Here is a 24,060-nt window from a genome sequence, read left to right on the forward strand (position 1 = left end):
CACGAGGTCCGGGAATGAAAGATGAACGTCGCCCTATTTGCGAAGTGGTTGCAGAGAGTATCGAACGGTTAATTATCGACGGCGTGCTGAAGGTCGGTCAGCCGCTTCCCTCGGAACGTCGACTGTGTGAAAAGCTCGGCTTCTCGCGTTCCGCACTGCGTGAAGGGCTGACCGTGCTGCGCGGACGCGGGATTATTGAAACAGCACAGGGGCGCGATTCTCGTGTAGCACGCCTTAATCGCGTGCAGGACACCAGCCCGCTGATCCATCTGTTCAGTACGCAGCCGCGAACGCTGTACGATCTGCTCGACGTTCGCGCATTGCTGGAGGGCGAATCGGCAAGGCTGGCGGCAACGCTGGGAACCCAGGCTGATTTTGTTGTGATAACCCGCTGTTATGAAAAAATGCTCGCCGCCAGTGAGAACAACAAAGAGATTTCGCTGATCGAACACGCGCAGCTGGATCATGCTTTCCATCTCGCCATTTGTCAGGCTTCCCACAATCAGGTGCTGGTGTTTACACTGCAATCATTGACCGACCTGATGTTTAATTCAGTGTTTGCCAGCGTAAATAATCTCTACCATCGACCACAGCAAAAAAAGCAGATCGATCGCCAACATGCGCGGATCTACAACGCGGTGTTGCAGCGACTGCCGCACGTCGCCCAGCGCGCCGCACGTGATCATGTGCGGACCGTGAAAAAGAATCTCCACAATATCGAACTGGAAGGCCACCATTTGATTCGCTCGGCGGTGCCGCTGGAGATGAAGCAGGGGTGACTGCCATCAAATCTGCTTTTCATACAATCGGTAACGCTTGTACGGCTCCGCTCCAATGCGTTCCAGCATGTTATTCATGCCTGTATTGGTTTCGAGGATCCATGACATCTCCAGCGCATCGATCTTCCGGCGAGCAAACGGATCGCGTAAGGCTTCAATCAATAACAGCGCAATCACCGGGCCGATGCGGCTGAACTGATACTCGTCACGCACGCCCATCAGCGGCACTCGCGCAGTTCGCACACCGCTGACTTTTAAGCGCCACAGCAATTTTGCCCAGCCGAAGGGAAAGAGCGATCCGTTCAGATCGGCAATCGCCTCGTTGATGTTCGGCAAGCCGACAATAAACGCGCAGGGTGCAGAATCAATCTCGGCGACGTAGATCATATCGTCCGGTACCAGATACTTTAGTTGATCGCCCATGGTCGCAAATTCATGTTCGGTAAACGGCACAAATCCCCAGTTGTGCTGCCAGCCAGAGTTGAAAATCTCACGCAGGATCAGCATCTCTTCGGCAAACCGCTGGCGCTTGATGCAGCGAATGGTCACCTTTTTGCGCACCTGATCCATCAGTTTTTTTAGCGCCGGAGAGAACGTGAGATCGGTTCGTTGCATCCACCACGCCAGTAAATCAATACCTTTGTGATAACCCAATTGTTCAATATGCGCGGCATACCACGGTTTACCGTGCGGCATCATCGCACAGGGCGGAGTGTCGAAACCTTCAATCAGTAATCCGCTTTCCTGATTGATATTCAGGCTGAAAGGCCCGCTGATCTTACTTGCGCCTTGTAACTTCAACCATGCTTCCGCTGCGCCAAACAAAGCGGCAAAAACCTGCGGATCATCAATGGCGTCAATCATGCCAAAATGACCGGTATCGTCACCGTAACGCTCGCGGTGCAAGGTATCGATTTGCGCGGTAATCCGCCCGACTATCTGCCCCGCTTTTTTTGCTACCCACGCCTGCCAGATAATATGGTCCGTCCCCGGATTCTTCGCCGACAAATGCTCGCTGCGTTCAATGAACAAAGGGGGTATCCAGTTTGGATCATCGGGATAAAGTGATGACGGAAAAGCGATAAATGCCTTAAGGTCATTTTTATTAATTACTTTTTCAATTTTAATCATCAGCAGATCGCATTCCATATCTCTGTGGATAACAAATAATTAACGGTGACAAACAGATTGCAACAGCAACGAACGGCATCTTAATAATCAACCCAATGAATACAAACAAAGAATAAATAGTATTTATTAATAATTAAGATAAGGTCAGAGACTACACAGAAGCGCCTCAATGCCTTTTGTCGATTTAAGGCAACCAAACAAGGCTTCTTCTTAATATATTCATAAATTAAATATCATTCACAATAAAAACAACAAAGCCAAACCTATTATTTAAATCAATGTTCAATATCGCACCGATGAAAATACTATCTCATTTATCTTTTATGCCTATATAATCCACCGCATTATTGTCATTTTATTTCTGATATCCAATTTTTTTCGTGGTGTATATGTCTAATAAAATCTTTACGCATTCCCTACCTATGCGCTATGCCGATTTTCCAACGCTGGTTGATGCTTTGGACTACGCCGCTCTGAGTAGCGCCGGAATGAATTTTTATGACAGACGTTGCCAACTTGAAGATCAACTGGAATATCAGACGTTAAAAGCGCGTGCCGAAGCTGGTGCGAAGCGATTGTTATCGCTAAACCTGAAAAAAGGCGATCGCGTGGCGCTAATTGCCGAAACGAGTAGCGGGTTTGTAGAGGCTTTTTTTGCCTGCCAGTATGCCGACTTAGTCGCCGTCCCGTTAGCGATTCCAATGGGCGTCGGTCAGCGGGATTCCTGGAGCGCTAAACTGCAAGGTTTACTGGCTAGTTGCCAGCCCGCAGCCATTATCACTGGTGATGAGTGGTTGCCACTGGTCAATGCTGCTACGCATAACAACCCCGAATTACATGTTTTAAGCCACGCCTGGTTTAAGGCATTACCGGAAGCCGATGTTGTACTCCAGCGTCCAGTTCCGAACGATATCGCCTACCTCCAGTACACCTCCGGCAGCACCCGTTTTCCCCGTGGCGTCATTATCACCCATCGCGAAGTGATGGCTAATCTACGTGCTATAAGCCACGATGGCATTAAATTACGCCCTGGCGACCGCTGCGTCTCCTGGCTGCCTTTCTACCATGATATGGGACTGGTCGGCTTTCTCCTGACCCCCGTCGCCACGCAGCTCTCAGTAGATTATTTGCGCACTCAGGATTTTGCCATGCGTCCTCTGCAATGGCTTAAATTGATTAGTAAAAATCGCGGCACCGTTTCCGTTGCGCCGCCGTTTGGCTATGAATTGTGCCAGCGCCGCGTGAATGAAAAAGATCTCGCTGAACTGGATCTTTCCTGCTGGCGCGTTGCTGGTATTGGTGCTGAGCCGATCTCCGCAGAACAACTCCATCAATTCGCTGAATGTTTCCGTCAGGTTAACTTTGACGATAAAACTTTCATGCCGTGCTACGGACTGGCAGAAAATGCGCTGGCTGTCAGCTTCTCTGATGAAGCCTCCGGGGTTGTGGTTAACGAAGTGGATCGCGACATCCTTGAATATCAGGGCAAAGCCGTCGCGCCGGGTGCTGAAACACGCGCCGTATCGACTTTCGTCAACTGCGGTAAAGCGTTGCCGGAACATGGCATTGAAATCCGCAATGAAGCAGGTATGCCGGTCGCGGAACGTGTGGTAGGCCATATTTGCATCTCCGGCCCCAGCCTGATGAGCGGTTACTTTGGCGACCAGGTTTCGCAAGACGAGATTGCCGCGACGGGCTGGTTAGATACCGGCGACCTCGGTTATCTGCTGGATGGTTATCTGTATGTCACCGGGCGCATTAAAGATCTGATTATTATTCGTGGCCGTAATATCTGGCCGCAGGATATTGAATATATTGCGGAACAGGAACCGGAAATTCATTCTGGCGATGCGATTGCTTTTGTTACCGCCCAGGAAAAAATCATTTTGCAGATCCAGTGTAGGATCAGCGACGAAGAACGTCGTGGGCAGCTTATCCACGCACTGGCAGCACGGATCCAAAGCGAATTTGGCGTAACAGCGGCTATCGATCTGTTGCCGCCCCACAGTATTCCCCGAACGTCCTCCGGCAAGCCTGCCCGTGCGGAAGCGAAAAAACGTTATGCTGCAAGCCTTCATGTGCAGGAATCCATGGCATGAATCAAACTGTCGCGGTGACGGGCGCTACCGGGTTTATCGGTAAATATATTATCGATAACCTGCTCGCCCGCGGCTTTCACGTTCGCGCATTGACGCGTACTGCCCGCGCTCACGTCAATGATAATCTCATCTGGGTGCGCGGTTCGCTGGAAGATACACATTCGCTTAGCGAACTGGTTGCCGGAGCCAGCGCGGTGGTCCATTGCGCCGGGCAAGTGCGCGGACACAAAGAAGAGATTTTTACCCGATGTAACGTTGACGGCAGCCTGCGCCTGATGCAAGCGGCAAAAGAGAGCGGCTTTTGCCAACGTTTTCTGTTTATCTCTTCGCTGGCGGCGCGCCATCCCGAACTCTCCTGGTACGCAAATTCCAAACACGTCGCCGAACAACGACTGACCGCAATGGCTGACGAAATTACGCTGGGCATTTTTCGCCCGACAGCCGTGTATGGTCCTGGCGATAAAGAGTTAAAACCGCTGTTTGACTGGATGCTGCGCGGCCTGCTGCCACGACTTGGTGCGCCAGATACACAGCTCTCTTTCCTGCACGTCACCGATTTCGCGCAAGCCGTGGGGCAGTGGTTAAGCGCCGAAACTGTACAGACGCAAACCTATGAATTATGCGATGGCGTCGCCGGCGGCTATGACTGGCAACGCGTACAGCAACTTGCCGCCGACGCCCGTTGCGGTTCCGTTCGAATGGTTGGTATTCCTCTGTCGGTACTCACCTGCCTTGCGGATATCAGTACCGCGTTGAGTCGCCTGGCAGGTAAAGAACCTATGCTGACCCGCTCGAAAATCCGTGAATTAACCCACACCGACTGGTCAGCAAGTAATAACCGTATTTCTGAAGATATTAATTGGTTTCCCGGGATTAGCCTGGAACACGCATTACGCAGCGGGCTATTTTGATTGTCTTGTTTAAAGGTGTGTTAACGTTTCTATGGTAAATCGTGAAATAGTAATGGATTACATCCTTTCCTGTTTACAGGATTTGGTCGAAAACGGTGTGGAAATTAAGCCCGACAGCGATCTCGTCAACGATCTTGGCCTGGAGTCGATCAAAGTGATGGATCTCTTAATGATGCTGGAAGACAGATTCGATATTTCCATTCCTATTAATATTCTGCTGGATGTCAAAACCCCTGCGCAATTAATGGAAACTCTACTTCCATGGCTGGAGAATAAATAATGGGGCTATACGATAAATATGCGCGCCTTGCTGGCGAGCGACTGCAATTTAGTGACAACGGGTTAACGCCGTTTGGTACCTGTATTGATGAAGTGTATTCCGCCACCGAAGGCCGGATCGGCGATAAAAACGTGATCCTGGCCGGGACTAATAATTATCTCGGTTTAACTTTCAATCATGATGCCATCACCGAAGGTCAGGCAGCATTAGCGGCACAAGGCACCGGCACTACCGGTTCTCGTATGGCTAATGGCAGCTATGCGCCACATCTGGCGTTAGAGAAAGAAATTGCCGAGTTTTTCAATCGCCCTACCGCTATCGTTTTTTCAACCGGTTATACCGCTAATTTAGGCGTCATCAGCGCGCTTGCCGACCATAACGCCGTAGTGTTACTGGATGCCGACAGCCACGCCAGTATTTATGACGCCTGTTCTCTCGGTGGAGCGGAAATTATTCGTTTCCGCCATAACGATGCTAAAGATCTGGAACGGCGCATGGTTCGCCTCGGTGAACGGGCAAAAGAGGCGATTATCATCGTTGAAGGCATCTACAGTATGCTCGGTGACGTTGCGCCGCTGGCGGAAATTGTTGATATCAAACGTCGTCTCGGTGGTTATTTGATTGTCGATGAAGCGCATTCGTTTGGCGTGTTAGGCGCAACGGGGCGCGGACTGGCTGAAGCCGTTGGCGTTGAAGATGATGTGGATATTATCGTTGGTACTTTCAGTAAAAGTCTGGCCTCGATTGGCGGTTTTGCTGTCGGTTCGGAAGCGATGGAAGTGCTGCGCTACGGCAGCCGTCCGTATATTTTTACCGCCTCTCCTTCTCCGTCCTGCATTGCGACCGTGCGCTCGTCGTTAAGAACCATTGCCTCACAACCAGAGTTGCGGCAAAAGCTGATGGATAACGCCAACCATCTGTATGACGGTCTGCAAAAACTGGGTTACGAGTTAAGTTCACATATTAGCCCGGTAGTGCCAGTAATAATCGGTTCGAAAGAGGAAGGTTTACGCATCTGGCGCGAGCTTATTTCGCTGGGCGTTTATGTGAATCTTATCCTGCCACCTGCCGCGCCTGCAGGCATCACGCTGCTGCGCTGTAGCGTAAACGCTGCCCACACTCGTGAGCAAATCGATGCTATCATTCAGGCATTTGCTACTCTGAAGCAGTAATGTGAGCCCGCTGTGGTGCTGCGCCACGGCGGGTTTAATGTTGACTGTCATACCAATACACCAGGCTCAACGCCACCAGCATAAACGCTATCGGTAAACCGAGCGCGGTAACAGGTGCGCTCAACGCAAATAGCAATCCCAGATTGACCATGATTTGATAGCTGATCCAGGTGAGTAAGCCCACGATGACGCCTACAGCGAGACGGCTACCCATCCCAGGCGAACGCGGGGCACTAAAGGTAAACGGCACAGCCAGCAAAATCATCGCCAGGGTCAAGATGGGTTGTCCCAGTTTTTCCCACAGTGCAAGGCGGTATTCGCTGCTGGGTTGCCCGGTTTCCTGCAAATAATGGATGTAATGATTAAGTTGACGGACAGAAAAAGTATTTCCCGGCATCGATAACTCTTCAAGATTCATACTGGTGAAGGCCGATTGCCAGGCAAGATTATCAGATGTTTCCAGCGTTTCTTTGCCATTCAGCCATTTTTTATGATTCACACCATGCAGGATCCACGTTTTGTCGTCTTCAATGGTGGCACTGCGTGCATAAATGTAGGATTCGAGCGAGAGATCGTCGCGGTAATGAAATATCTCCACGCCCACCGGCTGGCCCTGCTCGTTCAGCGATTTCACCGTCACAAATTCATTACCACGCCTGGCCCACAGCATATTGCCGGTAATGTCATCGTCCTCCCCCAACGCAGTGGCAGTCGATTTGATTTGCAGCGCCTGTTGCTGCAATGGCGACGCCACCCACTCATCTATCGTGCCTAATGAAACAGTCCACAATATCCCGGCAACCAGCGCCACCAGTGCAATACGGAAGATAGAAAACCCCGTGCTGCGAATGGCGGTAAGCTCACTGTTTTTCGATAACTGCCCCAGGCCGACAATCCCTCCCAATAAGGCGATAAACGGCGAAAGTTCGACCAGTGTGCGCGGTAAGGTCATCAGCACCACCAGCACCGCCTGAGTCCAGCGATAACCACCCGGGCTGACATCATCCAGTTCGTTAATCAGGTTGAAGGTGGTAAAAAGCGGCAGCAATAGCCCTGCGGCGGCGGCAAAACCGAGAAAGAGATGACGGATTAAATAGCGACTGAAAACATTCATCGGGAAAATTTCTGCAGCAAAGAGAAGTCGCGTGCGACCAGCATCAGCAGGCCCATTAGCATGAGTCCGGGTACTAACCACAAACCAGGAATGAGGGGAATCGCGCCGTTAGCCACCAGCGTACGGCAGACGTCGCCGCCATAAAAAATGGCAACAAACAGCAACGTCAGTGGCAATAACGTTGAAAATCGCCCTTGCCGCGGTTTTACCCGACTTAATGAAATGGCCAGCAGCGCCATCAACAATGCTGTCAGGCCACGGCTTTGTCGCCATTGCAGTTCGGCATGATCGGCAGGAAAGGCGGAGCGCGCCAGCTCCGTGACCGATTTTGCTTTGCGTTTGACGTTAGGGCTTTGATCCAGCGGATTCAGATGCAATTGCAGATTACGGTAGATCTGTTCGTTGTCGTCACGCCCCTGATGATCGAGAAGATAGGCGGTCCCGTTATGCAACATAACGGTCGGTTTCTCGGGTGATGGGTCAACTACATCAACCGAACGGGCGCGGAAAATACGGGTTCGATTGGCAGTAGAAGTATAAATCAGCACGTCAGTCAGGCGATTATTATCCTGATCAACCGTCTGCGAAAGGATCATTCGTCCGTTATCGTTAGTGTTAAATTTCTTTGCCCGCAACTGGCGAACATCCAGCTCCGACTGCGACTGTTGCTCCAGTTGATAAATCTGCGCATAAGCCCACGGACGACCATACATCGACAGAAGGGTGACAAAAATACTTAGCGGTATCGCCAGATAAAGAACGGCTTTGTACAAGCGTCCCGGACTCCCCCCCGCCGCAGAAATAGCGGTAATTTCCGAGTCGGTATACATCTGCCCTAGCGACACGCCAACTGACACATACAGTCCAACAGGTAACAACATCTCCAGTGCAATCAGCACCTTGTAGAAAACAATATCCAGCACAACATCAAGAGCTAATGTCCCATTTGCCGCTTCGGTCAGATAACGCTGTGCGGAGTAGCTGGCGAAAATAAAGATCAGAAAACCGACGATAATCAGCACCAGACGGCGCGTACCACGCATGATGTAGTGTTCAACCAGCTTCATCTCACTAACGTCCTCAATCCTTTGAGTTTTTTATTCATTGATCAGCTTCTGCGCCAGCGCAATGACATGATCTACCTCTTCCGGCGTCAGGCTGCCGTCCTTTGCCCACTGAATTTGCCCGGCTTTATTCAGCACCAGAATGGTTGAACTCTGCTCCGGCAACCGCCAGACAACGCGTCCCTGTCCATTGCCGTCAATAACGAATTGCGCCCACGGATAGCGGCGTTTATTTTTTTCGATTTTGCCAACGACAAAATAGCCAGTACCAAAGATAGCATCATCGGTGTTCACAATGGTGGTGGGCTGAAAACGATCCTGCGGAAAGTTTGCCGCTTCAACCGCTTTAATTAACAGTGAGTTCTTTTTCTTCGCCGACTTACGCCCGGCGATATACTGAATAATGCGGACTTTTCCCGCCAGCTGTGTGCTGTTCCACTTTTGGTAGTGAATTTCGTCGTCGCTATTCAGAAGCAGCTCGCCGCCTTCCTGGATATAAACAGGGGTAACCATTTTGCCCGTGACGAAATTGTGCGCCTGCACACCCGGGGCTAAGAGCATAATAATCAGCGCAATAATCAAACGAGATGACATCATTGCTCCGGTTATAGCGGAAAACGCGAAATCAGCAGTTCTAAGCGCTGACGAATATCGCTATCCAGCGCCATCGGTGCATCATACGACTGGCGGTTTTCCATATCATCCGCCACCATGTCGTCGTGTTTATCCCCCATCAGGCCATTAATGGCGGCGAGGAAGCGGGAAATCTGTAACGCTTCTTTATTTTCAGGATCAAGCGATCTTAGGGTGTCGTAATAAGAAACCTGCTGGCTGATGATTTTTCGCACATCATGAAATTCCCTGCCGGTTAGTCGCGGTTTGGCAATTATCTCTTTCAGGGTATGCATTTGCTTTTGCCGATAGGCAATAAAACCGCTTACGCTTTCTAACTGGCTATGGCGTAATGAATAGTTCACCAACAACCAGACCGGAGAGCTTAAATAAATCCGTAAAAGGTTGCCGTAAAACGACACAATATTTTTCTTACCGTTACGAAAGCCGTCCTGAAAACGTCCAAGAAAAACGGTCGTTTTGCCAAATAATAATCCGGCCTGATGCTTTTTTAAATACAACCGTTGGGCAAAACGTAGATGCTTATAACGCGCCCGCATATATTTAAACTGTTTACGCTCGTCAGCCGTAAGCCCCTCGCCTTTGGCTTGTTTGTGGATTAAACGCAGTAATTCCTGACGATCAACGCCATTCAGCCAGAATTGCAGGCATAACGCGTAATTATCATGAATGATTTCGGTGGTACAACCTGTTGCGATAGTCGGCGGTAAACTGACCTGCGCATCAACGACATCATCTTCTTCAACTGCAATAAATAGACGCTCGCTCGCCTCAAGCGGGAAATATTTTCTCATCATCAGGATTTCTCTCCGGCTGCGTTATAAAGCAAGGAATGGCGCTGAAAAAATGCCTTTAAGGTTGGAATTAACGAGAGCACCACATCCAGACATTGCCCACCGAAGTAAGCAAATGCAGCCCCCAGCACGCCAAACAGATGACAGAACATGAACAGCAATACGATGTAGCCGATTGAGGCGATGGTTTGCGCCACGAGAAAAGCGCGCTGTTTTCCCGCCATCAATAGCAATGACTCCTGTGGGAAGCCCAGCATCGAAATCACAATTGCGCCAAGCATCACCTGAATCAGGTCATACGCTTCGAGATACTTAACGCCAAACACCAGCGAAATGAGCGGCTTGCCGACGATCAACACCGCGAGCGCCACCAGAATACCGATTCCGCCCGCCAGTAAACCGGACTTCACGCCTAACAACCACGGTCTGGTGGTGCGCGGATCTAAACGCATCACCTCTGGGTAAAAACTTTTGCCCAGTAAACCCGCTGGCGTTCCGGCGGCATCGAAGAATGTCATGGCGATTTTAAATAACCCGGCGGCAGCGGGTCCTAACACGATCCCCACCAACACTGTGCTGCACGAGTTACGTGCCGACCAGATGGAGTGGGCAATGTTGGTTGACCAGACAAAACTCCACGCGCCTTTAATGTGTCGGGCAGACTCAAACAAATTCAATTTGAAGGCGTTATGGATATTTCTGCGGCGTAATTCGCGCGCGGCAAACCACCAGTACATGGTGCCGCCAACCAGATTCGATGCGTACCAGGCAATAACAAAACCCGCAAAACCAAAATCAAAATACCAGGCTACGACGCTCCCCGCTGCGCGCAGAAAAGGTTTCGTCGCCTGCTGTACAGCAATCAAATCGAAGCGATCTACCGCACGCAGAATGCCGGTCGGTGTGGAGGAAGCCATTGAAGGAATGAGCGTGCAATACAGCGCTGCCAGCCAAAAGCTTTGGTCATCCAGACCTAATGAATGGGAAAGAAAAGGGAGTAAGGCAATGCCACCGACAATCGCCACCGCGCCGCTGACGATATCCAACGAGAAGGAAAATGAGACGACATTGCGAAATTGCTGCGGATTATTATTGGTCAAGGCTGGCGTTCCGTACTGAACCACCAGCTGCCATGTCTGAAACTTAATAAAATCGCTGATCGACTTGGCGTACGATTGCACAATCACCAGTACGCCAAACATGGCGGGCGTCATCCCTTTACCGGCACACGAGAGCGCCAACAGACCCAGCAAAGCGCTCACGACATTACTGGAGCCTAACCAGGCGCTATTGCGAATAATGGTGCGAAACGCGCCATCTGCAAACCAATGTTTGATGTTAAACCCCGCCAATTCAGCCTGACCTTATCGTTGATAGTAAAAAGTATCCCGCCAACCTTAAGTTAAACTTCGGCGGTCAGAAACGATTGCAACCAGAGAAACCGCCTTCTGTGCCTGTTCCAGCACTTCGCTGTAGGGCGCTCTGGAATCAATCTCAAGAATTTTTGTGCCGTTATAGCCAATCGTCGACATGACACCGATTTTGTCCTGCAGCTCGGCATAGTCATGGTCAGGCTTGCGGGAGATGGCAGTATCAATATCAATCCCCAAACGAATAATTAATTCAGGACGGTATTGCGCCATTTTTTGGTATAAACGCCGTTCGCGCTGTGCCAGAAACATGCTGATTTTCCCGGTCGCACGCTCGACGCCAATCCCCGGTCCGTCATAATAAAAGCCCGAAATTTCAGCCTGCGGGAAGCGATCGCTGACCACCAGAACGCCACTTTGCGCCAGTCGCTGAACCTTGCGTAGATTCGCCATTCTTCGCAGCGAGAAGCAGTACATAATCACCGCCGCCCATAGCGCCGGAGATTTGGTTTTCATGCTTTGGGTTTTCGAGGATTTGGCCGCCAGTCGCCGTTCCAGCCAGACGCCAACGAGCGGCAACCGTTTGATTTTGTCGCCGTCTTCGCCGGAGAGCAGCCCCAGATAGCGGCGCTCGGTTTGCCAGTGTTGTTGCAGCGATTTCACCAGGTCAGTGGTCAGTGTGGATTTACCGGTGCCATCACACCCGACCACCGCAATCAGCCCCGGAATGTAGTTGGGCTGCGGCGCGGTTGTACTATTAACAGTTTGTGTTTGTAGTGCATCCATTCGTTAAATCATCCCCTATCCATTTGGTGATCAGGAAAGCGCGGCGTGAATTGCGCGTAGTGACGCTTGCAGAATTTCATCGGCTGGTTGCCGACCATCCAGTTCAAGGATCTTTGCGCCATTGAATGTCAGTTGCGGCGTAACAGCGATTTTTTCCTGTAACGCCGCCAGTTGGTGGTCAGGTTTACGCGCAAACGCGGTTTGTTCATCAATGCCAAGACGAATCAACAATACGGGCAAATAAGACGCCATCCATTGGTAAAGTTTGAGCTCGCGCTGTCTTAACATTTTTATCCAGCCGTTACCGCCCGTGTTTTTTGCCAGTTGCGGGCCATCAAAGCGAAAACCCGGCACTTCAACCTGCGGGTAGCGGTCGGTGATGAGCAGATAGCCTTGCTGGCTTTTACACAACATTTTGCGAAACTTATACGCCCGCCAGCAGGAAAGCAGATAAATAACCAGCGCAGTAATATTGCCAGGCGGTGTGGAGGGCTTTTCGTGCACATGTGCCGCTTTACTTCGCAGATAACGCCCAAAAGGTGCGCCAATAACAGGGAGCTGTGAAATCCATTCGCCAATTCGCCCGGACGATTGCCCGAGATAAATGTGTTCTGTTGGCATTGTTGCTGCCAGTTCATTTACCAGGCTTGCCGTGAGGGTCGATTTACCTGAACCATCACATCCTACAATGGCAATAACACGCACTGGCGTGGAATTAATTATTGACATATTACGTTGATTCACGAAAAACCCGGCAGCAAATAATGTATTGAATATTACGTGGTCCGTGCTCAGAATATCCGTTCAACCTTATTGTGACAATGGTTAATTGTGACATTGACCTGAATTACGCTTTCATAAAAACATATTAACCAAATAAATATTTTGGATGGATATTTAAATTTAAGGATATATTCATGCAGTCAATAACACCTCCATTAATTGCCGTTATTGGTAGCGATGGTTCAGGCAAGTCAACGGTGTGTGAACATCTTATTACCGTTGTCGAAAAATATGGTGCTGCCGAAAGAGTTCATTTAGGAAAGCAGGCCGGAAATGTCGGGCGTGCGGTGACAAAATTACCTTTTTTAGGCAAGTCCCTACGCAAAACTATTGAAAAAAATGAAGTAAAAACGGCAAAAAAATTGCCTGGCCCAGTTCCGGCGTTGGTGATTACTGCATTTGTCGCCCGTCGCGTACTGCGCTTTCGTCATATGCTCGCCTGTCGTCGTCGCGGGTTAATTGTTTTGACCGACCGTTATCCACAGGACCAAATTCCTGGCGCTTACGATGGTACGGTGTTCCCGCCTGACGTTGAAGGCGGTCGTTTTGTCTCATGGCTGGCAAGCCAGGAACGTAAAGCGTTTCACTGGATGGCGAGCCATAAGCCTGATCTGGTCATCAAACTCAATGTTGACCTTGAAGTTGCCTGCGCGCGTAAACCCGACCATAAACGGGAATCGCTGGCGAGAAAGATTGCCATAACGCCACAGTTAACCTTTGGTGGTGCACAACTGGTTGATATCGACGCCAATCAGCCACTGGAAAAGGTGCTGGTTGATGCAGAAAAAGCGATTACGGATTTTATGACCGCGTGTGGTTATCACTAGTCAAAAATGGAAATGCCCGATCGCCAGGACCGGGCATTTTCAGGAAGGTTAAATCAACTGCAATGCTATCCAGTACAACCCACCAGACAGAAAAATCGCCGCCGGTAAAGTAAACACCCACGCCATCAGGATGCTGGTTACCGTTTTACGCTGTAACCCACCGCCGTCCACCACCATCGTCCCTGCTACCGCAGACGAGAGGACGTGCGTTGTGGAGACGGGCATCCCAATATAACTGGCAAGGCCGATAGACACTGCCGCCGTCATTTGTGCCGCCATGCCTTGCGCATACGTCATGCCGCGCTTACCAATCTTCTCACCGATGGTCATCGCTACACGACGCCAGCCAATCATGGTGCCAATGCCGAGCGCCAGTGCTACCACCATGATGATCCACACCGGAGCGTACTCAATGGTGCTTAACATATCACTGCGCAGTTTTTTCAGCAGGTTCTGATCTTCTTTACTGACGCCTGGCAGTTTCGCCAGCTTCGCAGAGGTATCAGAGATGCACAGCATAATGCGGCGCAGCTGGCTGCGCTGACTCACGCTTAACGGCTCGTAGCTTTCCATATTACCTGGCAACATCGTTTTAACGCGCGCAATCGCATCAAAGGTATTTGCCGGATGACAATGAAACTCCTTTACTTGCGTGCCATCAGTCGATGCCGCAGGCAATGGAGGTTCCATCGCAATCAACTTCTGCGGCAGTTCAGGATGCTGTTGCAGATAGTGTTCAAAGTTGGTGACGGCATCGCGGGTACGGGTAATTTCATAGCCGGACGCATTCATATTGACGACGAAACCAGCAGGAGCAATCCCCACCAGTACCAGCATCACCAGGCCGATCCCTTTCTGCCCGTCGTTCGCGCCGTGCGAAAACGCCACGCCCGCAGCGGAAACAATCAGCGCAATACGCGTCCAGAATGGTGGCTTACGTTTGCCTTTTTTCTTTTTGCGATCTTCCGGAATGCGGTGAATACGGTCACGCTTTTTCGTCCCGCTCCAGTAGCGGCGCAGCAGGAATATCAGGCCTCCCGCAATGACCAGGCCGACGATAGGGGAAACAATCAGCGAGGAGAAAATTTTGGTCACTTCACGCAGGTTTAACGCATCCATCACCGATGAGCCGGTTAACAGCGCGTTGGTTAAACCGATGCCGATAATCGCACCAATCAAGGTATGCGAACTGGAGGCCGGTAAACCAAAGAACCACGTTCCCAGGTTCCAGATAATCGCCGCCAGCAGCATGGAAAAGACCATCGCCAGGCCGTGAGTTGACCCCATATTCAGCAACAAATCGGTTGGCAACATATGGACAATGGCATAGGCAACGCTAAGTCCGCCTAGCAATACGCCAAAAAAGTTAAAAAATGCCGCCATCACCACGGCAAGCTGTGGCTGCATGGCACGAGTATAAATAACGGTTGCCACCGCATTCGCCGTGTCATGAAAACCATTGATTGCTTCGTAGAACAACACAAATGCCAGAGCAAGTAATAACAAAAGCCCTGTGTATATATCAAGGCCAACAAATAAATTTAGCATATATTAGATTACGCCATTTTGAATTTACGAACGGACGCATTATCAGTGACTTTCACGGCGTGGGCAAAGTGAAATATCATCTTTTAACGATAAAAAGAGTGTTATTTCTTGTGTATCAGACAATAAGCATTCATTCAAAATATTTAAAAATAATTAGAACACAGGTATTCTGCTGGTTAATATATTCACATATAAAATGAATAGGCATTGAAATATATAAATATTGAATATTTTGATTAATCCCCGCACTGATTATTCTTCATAATCAGTACGGGGTTGCTACAACATGTATTACTCTTTCACCACAATTAACGGTTCAATATCACTCTCTTTTTTAATGACCAGTGATTCATCACCGCGCAAGCAAGTACCGCCGTAGTTGCCGCCAACGGTGAAAGTACATACCTGGATGTATTTACCGTCCACTTTCGGCAAGCACCACAGTTGCTGGTAAATGTTTTTCTGCTCGGCAAATTTACCGCTGGTTTTGTCCAGCACCTCTTCATGATGGCTGACAAGGTCGATATTGCTGCCACAGCGACCGGCAATCGGCTTCACGGCGTAACCTGTTTTTACCAGTTCATCATTAACAGTGAAATCGGTATCCAGTAGGTAACGATGGTGCGGGAACAGCGACCAGAGGATCGGCAGAATCGCTTTGTTGCCGGGGATCACCGTCCACAGCGGCTCAAAGACCAGCACTTCCGGGCGCAGCAATACGTCAATTAAACGCACTTCATTTTGCGGATGACCGGTACGGATCGGCACCGCAGCAAACTCACGGTCGCTAACTTCACGAATCTGATCAAACGCGGTTTCCCACGCCCAGGTTTTCCACACGCAGTTAACCAGTCGCCCTTCCCCATCAATCAGTTGCCCGGCAGCATCCCAGCCCAGTTCATCCAACCCACGCAAGATACGCGTTTCAAAGCCCGCCTGGTGCAGCGCCTGCTCCATAAACTGCGCGTGATAGTTTTCCTCGATATCTTTGTCCTGCATGATATGGACAAACGGACGTGCACGACTGTGTTTCCAGGCACCAGCCAGTTCGTTAATCAGCCCTTCCGCAGGATTGAAGCCGTTGCCTTTATAGCCCTGCTCCGCCCAACGTTCGAGGATCAAGCCCGCTTCGGTATGACAGGAGGCGGAATCGGCGTTGTATTCGTAGACCTTCAGGCCACGTTCGTCCATGCAGAAATCCATACGACCGGTGATCATATGGTGACGGCGACGCTGCCAGGAGAGACGCAAACGTGGCCAGAGGATTTTCGGAATGTCGAACAGTGCCAGCAGGTTGTCATCTTTTAGCACCTTGTCGGTTGCGTGAAGATACATCAGGTGCAGCTCGTTGGTGGCTTTAATCAGCTCCTGCTCTGCGCTCTCGGTAATGGTGTAGTAATGATACGGATCCTGATTGATCACCTGACCGTTGGCCTGCACGTAGGCATTTTGTAGCGGATCTTTTTCATCCAGCCATTTACCGTCAAACTGACCTTTGTTTTCCAGACGCGCTCCGCTGATTTTCAGCAGCTCGCCTGCAATTTCCGGCTGCGGTAAGCTGTAGTCGGTATCTTCCGTCTGGATCATCCAGCCCAGAATGGTGGTGTCATCAAACGTGTCTTTAAGGGTATAGCAGCCGTTTTCGACCACCATCTCCAGCTCGCGTGTCCACTGTTGCCCTTGCGGTAACGGGGAATGAATCACGTTCTGTTCCGCAATACGGACTTTGTTGCCATGCAATTGGGTAATGATGGCGACATGGCCAGTGTCTTTAAATTCACCGCCTTTATCCCAGATAAGAAGCGCCCCCGCGACCGGCGCACGCGGCGAGCCGTTAGGAAATGCCTGCAATGGCAGGATGTTGTCATTAACCACTTCACGCAGGAAGCGCAGCGAGAAAATCTCCCACGCCATACCCACGTCAGTGAAGACCACACCGTAATTCAGAAAGAGAAAACGGCGAGCAAATTCAACGCATTGCCATTTGTGGCCCATATATTCGTCGTCGATATAGCTACGGAATACGGCGTCATCTTCGTATTCCTGCGGATCGAGAGAACTGTAATCTGAAGAGTAGATTGCTACCCCACCTGGGGCGTAGCCCAATAATGTCCCGAACGGGGCATCCTGGCTGGTCGTTCCTTTGCTCATCACTTTACCTTTAACAATACAACCTAAGCAGTTGGCGTAATTGTTGTGCTCTGATTACCTGCTCAGCGACATTAACCGGACAGAGGTCAGACTAATCATACACCTCATCGCAGCGGCTGGCGCAAAGGGTTAAAAAATTCACATTCTGTACAGCAAGTGACCTGCTACACTGCTTCAACACTACCACTCAGAAGGCAACTCACTATGACAGACGATACTTATCAGCCCGCGAAAGTCTGGACGTGGGATAAATCCGCTGGCGGCGCGTTCGCCAATATCAATCGCCCGGTTTCTGGTCCGACGCATGAAAAAACGCTGCCGGTGGGCAAACATCCGCTGCAACTCTATTCGCTGGGAACGCCAAACGGACAGAAAGTAACGATTATGCTTGAGGAGCTGCTGGCGCTGGGCGTTACTGGTGCAGAGTACGACGCCTGGCTGATTCGTATTGGCGATGGCGATCAATTCTCCAGCGGCTTTGTCGAAGTGAACCCAAACTCGAAGATCCCGGCGCTACGCGATCATACCCATACTCCGCCGATCCGCGTGTTTGAGTCTGGATCGATTCTGCTTTATCTGGCGGAGAAATTTGGCTACTTCCTGCCGCAGGATCTGGCGAAACGTACTGAAGCAATGAACTGGCTGTTCTGGTTACAGGGTGCCGCGCCGTTCCTCGGCGGTGGTTTTGGTCACTTTTACCATTACGCGCCGGTGAAAATTGAATACGCCATCAACCGCTTTACCATGGAAGCCAAGCGCCTGCTCGACGTGCTGGATAAGCAACTGGCGCAGCATAAGTTTGTTGCGGGCGATGAGTACACCATTGCAGATATGGCGATTTGGCCGTGGTTTGGCAACGTGGTGTTAGGTGGTGTGTATGATGCCGCTGAGTTTCTTGATGCGGGCAGTTATAAGCATGTACAACGCTGGGCGCAAGAAGTGGGCGAACGTCCGGCGGTGAAGCGTGGGCGTATTGTTAACCGCACCAACGGACCGCTGAATGAGCAGTTGCATGAGCGCCATGACGCCAGTGATTTCGAGACGAATACGGAAGATAAGCGTCAGGGGTAAGGGTTGGTGTTCGTCGCAGCAAGCCATCCAGGCCGGATAAGGCGTTCACGCCGCATCCGGCAATCGTGCACAATGCCTGATGCGATGCAGCCGCGTCTTATCAGGCCTACGAAAGCTAATCATCACGCGCTGGTAATGTCGTAATCCATTTGGCGCAGCGCGTCTAATGTGGCTTTGGCTTCATCTTCGTCGATGATGCTCATGGCAAATCCGACGTGTACCAGTACCCACTGGCCCAGCAAATCGGCAGGGTTACCTTCACAAATCAGGGCGATATTCACGTCGCGCTTGATACCACATACTTCAACCTGCGCAAGCTGGTGAATATCTTCACCGACAGCCAGCACCTGGCCTGGAACGCCAATACACATTGTTAACTCCGGTTATTCAACTTCAATACTTTTGACGATCAGCGAATCGCCGGTATCGACACGCAACCGCTCGCCGTGACAGATCGGACACTGCGCATCGTGCTGATGAATCTCCACTACCTGGCTGCAATCCCAGCACCAGGCCTGGGCGGGTTTATAGACGATATGTAAATCGCACCCTTGCGCCACCGTTCCGTGGCAGACAATTTCAAAACTAAAACGGACGGCGCTCTCCTCAACGCAGGAGAGCGCGCCAATTTCCAGCCACACGGCGGTGACGCGCTTAACATCATGCTGCTCCGCCTGCCGTTGGATAATTTCAACGGCGCTCTGGCAAAGCGACAACTCATGCATTTTCGCCACTCCTGCGACCAAACAGCAGGGCACGACGCCCTGCGTGTGGTACATCCGGATTGGTGACCGGCAGCGAAAGGATCATCCGCGCGCAGTCATCCGTCAGCCGTTGGCCCTCTTCAATCGACATGCTATGCGAAAGCGGCGACATCAGCGAGCAGGAGAGGTATTGCGAAACACCGTCCAGTTCGCCAACGGTAAAGGTCATGGTGCCATACGGCAGTTGCAGACCGATTTTTTCACTCACTTTGCGCAGCGGCCAGAGTTGATCCGGGCCGGGGAAGATAACTGCACTCAGCATCCATGGGGTGATTACACACCCCGTCCACTGACCTTCGAACAACGTAAAGTCGGAAACGTACACCGGCATTGAAGGATGCAGAAAAGAGAGATCGTGCATCGAACGCCGGGCAATTTCTTCAAACGCTGCCTGTACTTGCGCCTTCGGGGAGGTCTGAAAACCTGCTATCTCTTCATTCATGAGTCGCCTCCCGTGGGATGGCTTCCACGCCTGATTCGCGCAGCGCAACCAGAACCTGCTCAAGCGCAGGTTCAATCATCGCTTCGACCGTCGGCGTCAAGCCGATGTGCGGCTCCAGCGATTCCGGGATCACGCCGACCAGGGTCAGCTTTTTCGGAAACTCGCCGGTGAAGCGCAGGGCCGACAATACGTCGGCCAGGCCAAGCTGATGCGGAGAGATTTTGTTGGTAAACAACGCCGGAACTTCTTCATCCCGCAGGATCATCATCGTTCCCGGCGCGTTCTTTTTCGACACAATGGCATCGGCGATAATCAGATGATCGCGATTTGCCATGTCGCCAAGCAGCTCCATTCCCGCCGTGCCGCCATCGAGGATCTCAACATAATCCGGCAGAATGTATCGTTGCTCTAACGCTTCGACAATCCGCACACCGATGGCTTCATCGGTCAGCAAAATATTGCCAACCCCTAAGACTAAAATACGCATTACAGGACCTTCACTGAAACCACTTCGTTGCCGTCGGCATCCACTACGTGTACCGCACAGGCCATGCACGGGTCGAAGGAGTGAATGGTACGCACCACTTCCAGCGGTTTATTCGGATCGGCAACCGGCGTACCCACCAGCGACTGCTCGTAAGGACCGACGTCATCATTGAAGTTACGCGGGCCAGAGTTCCAGGTTGATGGAACAACTGCCTGGTAGTTACTGATAATTCCGTCTTTGATCACCATCCAGTGAGAGAGCATACCGCGCGGTGCTTCAAGGAAGCCAACGCCTTTGAACTCACCTGTAGCCGGAATGTTCGGCTTCACAAAGGTGGTGTGATCGCCTTTGCCGATATTGGTAATCAGTGCACTGTATTGATTTTGCAGGATATCCTGCAATTCGCAGCAGTGAACGGTACGACCAATAATACGGCCCAGCGTGGAGTGCAGCTGCGCCACTTCCAGCGTGTTGCCTGTCAGTTTCTGATAAATCGCAACGATTTCATTCAGTTTGTTCTGGGTAGACTCGCGTCCTGACGCCAGTTTCACCAGCATGTTAGCCAGCGGCCCCACTTCTACCGTTTTACCGTAGAAAGTCGGTGATTTCACCCAGGAATATTTGCCGTCGTCAGACCAACCATCATAAGCCGGAATAGTGGTGCCTTCCCACGGTGCCTGCGGCGCTTCGTCTTTATACCAGGAGTGCTTCGCGCTCTCCTGAATGCCTTTGATCAGGTATTCATCGGAATGAGAAGTGATCGGACGATACGAGGACAGATCCGCATTCTCAATGTAGCCGCCCGGGAACAGGAAGCTGCCGTTTTTGCTGTCGGTCGGAAATTCCGGCACGCTCAGGTAGTTCACCGCACCTTTACCGCGCGTCAGCCATTCCGGGTAGAACGCGGCGATAACCGCGGTATCAACCTTATAAACCTGCTCAACAAAGTCGCTCAGTTTGTCGATGAAAGACTTGATGTACATCAGGCGCTCAAGGTTCAGCACACCCAGACCGTCGAGGTTGATCGGGTTCGCGACACCACCTACCGCCAGGTTCTGAATGTGCGGCGTTTTACCGCCCAGCAGCGCCACGACGCGGTTAGCGTCACGCTGGCACTCCAGCGCCTGCAGGTAGTGCGCTACCGCAATCAGGTTCACTTCCGGCGGCAGTTTCATTGCCGGGTGCCCCCAGTAGCCATTAGCGAAAATACCCAACTGACCGCTGGCAACCAGATCTTTGATCTTGTTCTGAACTTTAGTGAACTCTTCCGGGCTGTTCAGATGCCAGGTCGAAACGCCTTTCAGCATTTCGGAGGCTTTGGTTGGGTCAGCTTGCAGTGCAGAAGTGATGTCCACCCAGTCCAGCGCCGAAAGCTGATAGAAATGAACGATATGGTCATGCGTGGTGTGCGCAGCCAGAATGATGTTACGGATGTATTGCGCGTTAACCGGAACGTCGATATTCAGCGCACTCTCTGCCGCACGAACGGAAGAGAGCGCGTGAGTGGTGGTGCATACGCCACAGATACGTTGCACAATCATCCATGCATCGCGCGGATCGCGGTTTTTCACGATCTCTTCCATGCCGCGCCACATGGTACCGGAAGCCCATGCTTTCGAAACGACGCCATTTTCGATTTCGCAATCTATGCGTAAATGCCCTTCAATACGGGTTACCGGATCAATAGTAATTCTCTGGCTCATGCTTTGCTCGCCTCATGACGATTATGATCGTTTTGTTTTAAAGGAGGAAGTATCGGCAGTAGACGAATGAGTACGATGTAAGCGCAAATCTCAATAGCCACAAAACCAATAGAAATCAACAGTTCTTCCCAGGTCGGGAAGTAGGCGTAACCGCCGCCCGGGTTGAATGCCACCAGCGAATAGGTCAGACGCCAGGTTGCACAACCTAACAGTGCGCTCAGTGCTGACAGGAACAGCATGCGGGAATCATTACGAAGCTTCGCCACACGCAGAACGACCAGCGGGAAGAGCATCAGCAGAACTTCAATCCAGAACATCACGGAGTAGAAGTCACCGGCAAACGCTAACGACAGCTTGTCGCGATAGATAAGCTCGCCAAAGCGCAGCACGATGAAAATCGCCAGCAACACACTGATGGTGTTGGTCAGCTTGACGAACAGGCTCTTTTCATCCGGACCGTTGCCACGCAGCCCCGCCTGCACCAGCGAACCTTCAAAGATGACAATCGAGAAGCCCATGATGAACGCCGTCAGCAGCGAGAACAGCGGCAACATTTCATAGCTTTGCCACAGCGGATGCACCTTGTAGCCCGCCGAGATCATCAGTGACCCCATTGAAGACTGGTGCATGGTTGGCAGCAGCGCACCGAGCGCGATGATGAAGAACATCACCTTGTTCAGACGCTTGAGCGACACTTTCCAGCCCAGACGTTCAAACAGTGCCGGAGCAAACTCCAGTGCCATCACGCCGATGTAGATGGTCATACAGACCGCCGTCTCGAACAGTACCGAGTTCACGTTGAAGTGACCCGGAATGTAGAAGTACGGCAGGTTCCAGTAGCGACCAACGTCGATAGTGATCGACAAACCACCCAGTGAGTAACCAAACAGACTTGCCAACAGTGCCGGACGCACCAGCGGATGGTATTGCCCACGATTAAAGACGTATACCGCCCACGCCAGCGCCCAGCCGCCACAGGCAAAGCCGGTGCCGATCAACAGGTCAAACGCGATCCACACGCCCCACGGGAAGCCGCCGTTCAGGTCAGAGACAGAGCCCAGACCGAACACCAGACGCTTCACAATCAGGAGCATACAGATGACGATTAACGGTCCAAAAATCATGACCGGTTTACTGATGATTTTGCCGCCCAGCGGTTGTGGATCATGACTCATGATCGTCTCCTCCGTCGTGATGGTCGTTTTTGGTGTTGCGACGAACCAGCACGGTTAAGCCCGCCAGCACAGCCAGTGGTAGCATCATGCCTTTATACAGGGTGTGTTGAACATGTTCGGAACGCGCACCAGTAGAAAGATCGTCCAGTTTCGGCAGGTCGAGATTTTCATAAGGCACACCCGTCAGTACCAGTACCTGAGTACCGCCGCCCTCTTTCTCGCCGTACAGATGCGGATAATATTTCGGCACCGTATGCAGGTAAGTGTCGCCAGATTTCAGCGTCTGACGTGGATAGTGGTATTCGCTGCCAGGCTTCAGCGCCAGACGTTTTTTCGCCTCCGCCATCAGCTCTTCACGCGTACCAAAAATCACCGCGCCCGCCGGGCACACTTCTACGCAGCCAGGCAGACCGCCTTTATCAAGACGTTCCACACCTTTCTGGTTGCAAAGCTCACACTTATGCAGCGCACCAAACGGGTTGTTGTAGTCGTACTTCGGCACGTTGTACGGACAGGCAACCATGCAGTAACGGCAGCCGGTGCACACATCTTTGTCGTAATGGACAATGCCGGTTTTCGGATCTTTTTTCAGCGCAGAAACCGGGCACACTGAGACACAGTTCGGATCGACGCAGTGCATACACTGTTTCTTAATGTACGCATAGCCGTTCTCTTCCTGGTCTTTGTTGACTCCCGTGCCGCTGGTCCACACCTGAATGATGTTATTGGTGTACGGCGACAGTTTGTCGTTGTTCGACCAGGTCTGTTCCCCTTGTGGGTTACGTTCAGGAAAGTTGATATCCTGACACTTAGTGACGCAAGCCTGGCAGCCTACGCACAGCGTCGAGTCATACAACATACCCAGCGATCCCGGAATTGGCGGGCGGTTTTCAGCAGCCGCATGACTGACCGACGGCAACGCGCCCGTCAGCAATGCCCCGCAGGAGGCTGCTTTAATAAAATTACGTCTGTTCAC

The 24,060-nt window shown here is 51.3% G+C and carries 24 protein-coding genes; 7 read left to right on the forward strand and 17 right to left on the reverse strand.

Translation table 11 applies throughout. The features are described 5' to 3' along the window. The first annotated feature begins 14 nt into the window (after positions 1-14). Complete coding sequence (gene glcC, locus AACU19_RS17040) at positions 15-779, forward strand: transcriptional regulator GlcC (protein WP_077519407.1); 765 nt, start codon at positions 15-17, stop codon at positions 777-779. 6 nt (positions 780-785) lie between these two features. Here the strand turns inward: glcC and yghO are convergent, their stop codons facing one another. Next, positions 786-1,928 (reverse strand): protein YghO, encoded by a 1,143-nt coding sequence (yghO, locus tag AACU19_RS17045; RefSeq protein WP_105278391.1) that lies wholly within the window; start codon positions 1,926-1,928, stop codon positions 786-788. 371 nt (positions 1,929-2,299) lie between these two features. Here yghO and AACU19_RS17050 point away from each other — a divergent pair, with 371 nt between their 5' ends. Genes AACU19_RS17050 through spt form a run of 4 tightly spaced genes read left to right on the forward strand, consistent with a single transcriptional unit; the run spans position 2,300 to position 6,372 of the window. Next, positions 2,300-4,009: a fatty acyl-AMP ligase gene (locus AACU19_RS17050; protein WP_088541740.1), complete on the forward strand. Its 1,710-nt coding sequence runs from the start codon at positions 2,300-2,302 to the stop codon at positions 4,007-4,009. Continuing rightward, positions 4,006-4,920, forward strand: a complete 915-nt coding sequence (locus tag AACU19_RS17055; protein ID WP_105278324.1) for an NAD-dependent epimerase/dehydratase family protein — start codon at positions 4,006-4,008, stop codon at positions 4,918-4,920. The genes AACU19_RS17050 and AACU19_RS17055 overlap by 4 nt, the downstream gene beginning before the upstream one ends. Positions 4,921-4,951: 31 nt before the next feature. Continuing rightward, positions 4,952-5,200, forward strand: coding sequence for an acyl carrier protein (locus AACU19_RS17060; RefSeq protein ID WP_000248097.1), 249 nt, complete (start codon positions 4,952-4,954; stop codon positions 5,198-5,200). After that, positions 5,200-6,372 (forward strand): serine palmitoyltransferase, encoded by a 1,173-nt coding sequence (spt, locus tag AACU19_RS17065; protein WP_105278325.1) that lies wholly within the window; start codon positions 5,200-5,202, stop codon positions 6,370-6,372. Before AACU19_RS17060 ends, spt begins: the two co-directional genes overlap by 1 nt. A gap of 34 nt (positions 6,373-6,406) precedes the next feature. On the opposite strand, the gene lptG is transcribed toward spt, so the two are convergent. Genes lptG through AACU19_RS17100 form a run of 7 tightly spaced genes read right to left on the reverse strand, consistent with a single transcriptional unit; the run spans position 6,407 to position 12,877 of the window. After that, complete coding sequence (gene lptG / locus AACU19_RS17070) at positions 6,407-7,486, reverse strand: LPS export ABC transporter permease LptG (RefSeq protein ID WP_039021389.1); 1,080 nt, start codon at positions 7,484-7,486, stop codon at positions 6,407-6,409. Continuing rightward, positions 7,483-8,553: an LPS export ABC transporter permease LptF gene (gene lptF, locus AACU19_RS17075; protein WP_105278326.1), complete on the reverse strand. Its 1,071-nt coding sequence runs from the start codon at positions 8,551-8,553 to the stop codon at positions 7,483-7,485. The genes lptG and lptF overlap by 4 nt, the downstream gene beginning before the upstream one ends. A gap of 30 nt (positions 8,554-8,583) precedes the next feature. After that, positions 8,584-9,144, reverse strand: coding sequence for a YtfJ family protein (locus AACU19_RS17080; RefSeq protein WP_105278327.1), 561 nt, complete (start codon positions 9,142-9,144; stop codon positions 8,584-8,586). An 11-nt stretch (positions 9,145-9,155) separates the two neighbouring features. Next, positions 9,156-9,980, reverse strand: coding sequence for a hypothetical protein (locus AACU19_RS17085; RefSeq protein WP_105278328.1), 825 nt, complete (start codon positions 9,978-9,980; stop codon positions 9,156-9,158). Beyond that, the gene (locus AACU19_RS17090; protein ID WP_000896872.1) at positions 9,980-11,329 is read right to left on the reverse strand and encodes a lipopolysaccharide biosynthesis protein; all 1,350 of its coding nucleotides are present in this window, start codon (positions 11,327-11,329) and stop codon (positions 9,980-9,982) included. Before AACU19_RS17090 ends, AACU19_RS17085 begins: the two co-directional genes overlap by 1 nt. A 45-nt stretch (positions 11,330-11,374) precedes the next feature. Next, positions 11,375-12,133: a hypothetical protein gene (locus AACU19_RS17095; protein WP_000339526.1), complete on the reverse strand. Its 759-nt coding sequence runs from the start codon at positions 12,131-12,133 to the stop codon at positions 11,375-11,377. A 30-nt stretch (positions 12,134-12,163) separates the two neighbouring features. After that, positions 12,164-12,877 carry a dTMP kinase gene (locus tag AACU19_RS17100; protein WP_001076266.1) on the reverse strand — a complete coding sequence of 238 codons (714 nt, stop codon included), beginning with the start codon at positions 12,875-12,877 and terminating at the stop codon, positions 12,164-12,166. A 173-nt stretch (positions 12,878-13,050) separates the two neighbouring features. On the opposite strand from AACU19_RS17100, the gene AACU19_RS17105 reads away from it, so the two are divergent. Beyond that, a complete protein-coding gene (locus AACU19_RS17105; RefSeq protein ID WP_105278329.1) occupies positions 13,051-13,743 on the forward strand; it encodes a dTMP kinase in 693 nt (230 codons plus the stop codon). A 48-nt stretch (positions 13,744-13,791) separates the two neighbouring features. On the opposite strand, the gene pitB is transcribed toward AACU19_RS17105, so the two are convergent. Both pitB and gss read right to left on the reverse strand, forming a co-directional pair. Beyond that, a complete protein-coding gene (gene pitB, locus AACU19_RS17110) occupies positions 13,792-15,291 on the reverse strand; it encodes an inorganic phosphate transporter PitB (protein WP_105278330.1) in 1,500 nt (499 codons plus the stop codon). Between the two features lie 291 nt (positions 15,292-15,582). Continuing rightward, complete coding sequence (gene gss / locus AACU19_RS17115; RefSeq protein ID WP_001352937.1) at positions 15,583-17,442, reverse strand: bifunctional glutathionylspermidine amidase/synthase; 1,860 nt, start codon at positions 17,440-17,442, stop codon at positions 15,583-15,585. Between the two features lie 204 nt (positions 17,443-17,646). Between gss and yghU the strand changes: the two genes are divergently transcribed. Continuing rightward, positions 17,647-18,513 (forward strand): glutathione-dependent disulfide-bond oxidoreductase, encoded by an 867-nt coding sequence (gene yghU, locus AACU19_RS17120; protein ID WP_105278331.1) that lies wholly within the window; start codon positions 17,647-17,649, stop codon positions 18,511-18,513. Between the two features lie 122 nt (positions 18,514-18,635). On the opposite strand, the gene hybG is transcribed toward yghU, so the two are convergent. From hybG to hybA, 7 genes are read right to left on the reverse strand one after another with little or no spacing between them, the layout of a single operon-like run. Continuing rightward, positions 18,636-18,884 carry a hydrogenase maturation factor HybG gene (hybG, locus tag AACU19_RS17130; protein WP_000334896.1) on the reverse strand — a complete coding sequence of 83 codons (249 nt, stop codon included), beginning with the start codon at positions 18,882-18,884 and terminating at the stop codon, positions 18,636-18,638. Between the two features lie 12 nt (positions 18,885-18,896). Next, a complete protein-coding gene (hypA, locus tag AACU19_RS17135; RefSeq protein ID WP_000544952.1) occupies positions 18,897-19,238 on the reverse strand; it encodes a hydrogenase maturation nickel metallochaperone HypA in 342 nt (113 codons plus the stop codon). Beyond that, complete coding sequence (hybE, locus tag AACU19_RS17140; RefSeq protein ID WP_001001337.1) at positions 19,231-19,719, reverse strand: hydrogenase-2 assembly chaperone; 489 nt, start codon at positions 19,717-19,719, stop codon at positions 19,231-19,233. Before hybE ends, hypA begins: the two co-directional genes overlap by 8 nt. Further along, entirely contained in the window at positions 19,712-20,206 is a 495-nt protein-coding gene (locus AACU19_RS17145; RefSeq protein ID WP_001221942.1) for a HyaD/HybD family hydrogenase maturation endopeptidase, read from the reverse strand. Before AACU19_RS17145 ends, hybE begins: the two co-directional genes overlap by 8 nt. After that, a complete protein-coding gene (gene hybC / locus AACU19_RS17150; protein WP_000083070.1) occupies positions 20,206-21,909 on the reverse strand; it encodes a hydrogenase 2 large subunit in 1,704 nt (567 codons plus the stop codon). Before hybC ends, AACU19_RS17145 begins: the two co-directional genes overlap by 1 nt. Further along, complete coding sequence (gene hybB, locus AACU19_RS17155; protein ID WP_000017694.1) at positions 21,906-23,084, reverse strand: Ni/Fe-hydrogenase cytochrome b subunit; 1,179 nt, start codon at positions 23,082-23,084, stop codon at positions 21,906-21,908. The genes hybC and hybB overlap by 4 nt, the downstream gene beginning before the upstream one ends. Beyond that, positions 23,074-24,060: a hydrogenase 2 operon protein HybA gene (hybA, locus tag AACU19_RS17160; protein WP_001081868.1), complete on the reverse strand. Its 987-nt coding sequence runs from the start codon at positions 24,058-24,060 to the stop codon at positions 23,074-23,076. Before hybA ends, hybB begins: the two co-directional genes overlap by 11 nt.

It is taken from the genome of Escherichia sp. MOD1-EC4550, assembly GCF_963876935.1.
In the GTDB taxonomy this organism is placed as follows: domain Bacteria; phylum Pseudomonadota; class Gammaproteobacteria; order Enterobacterales; family Enterobacteriaceae; genus Escherichia; species Escherichia coli_F.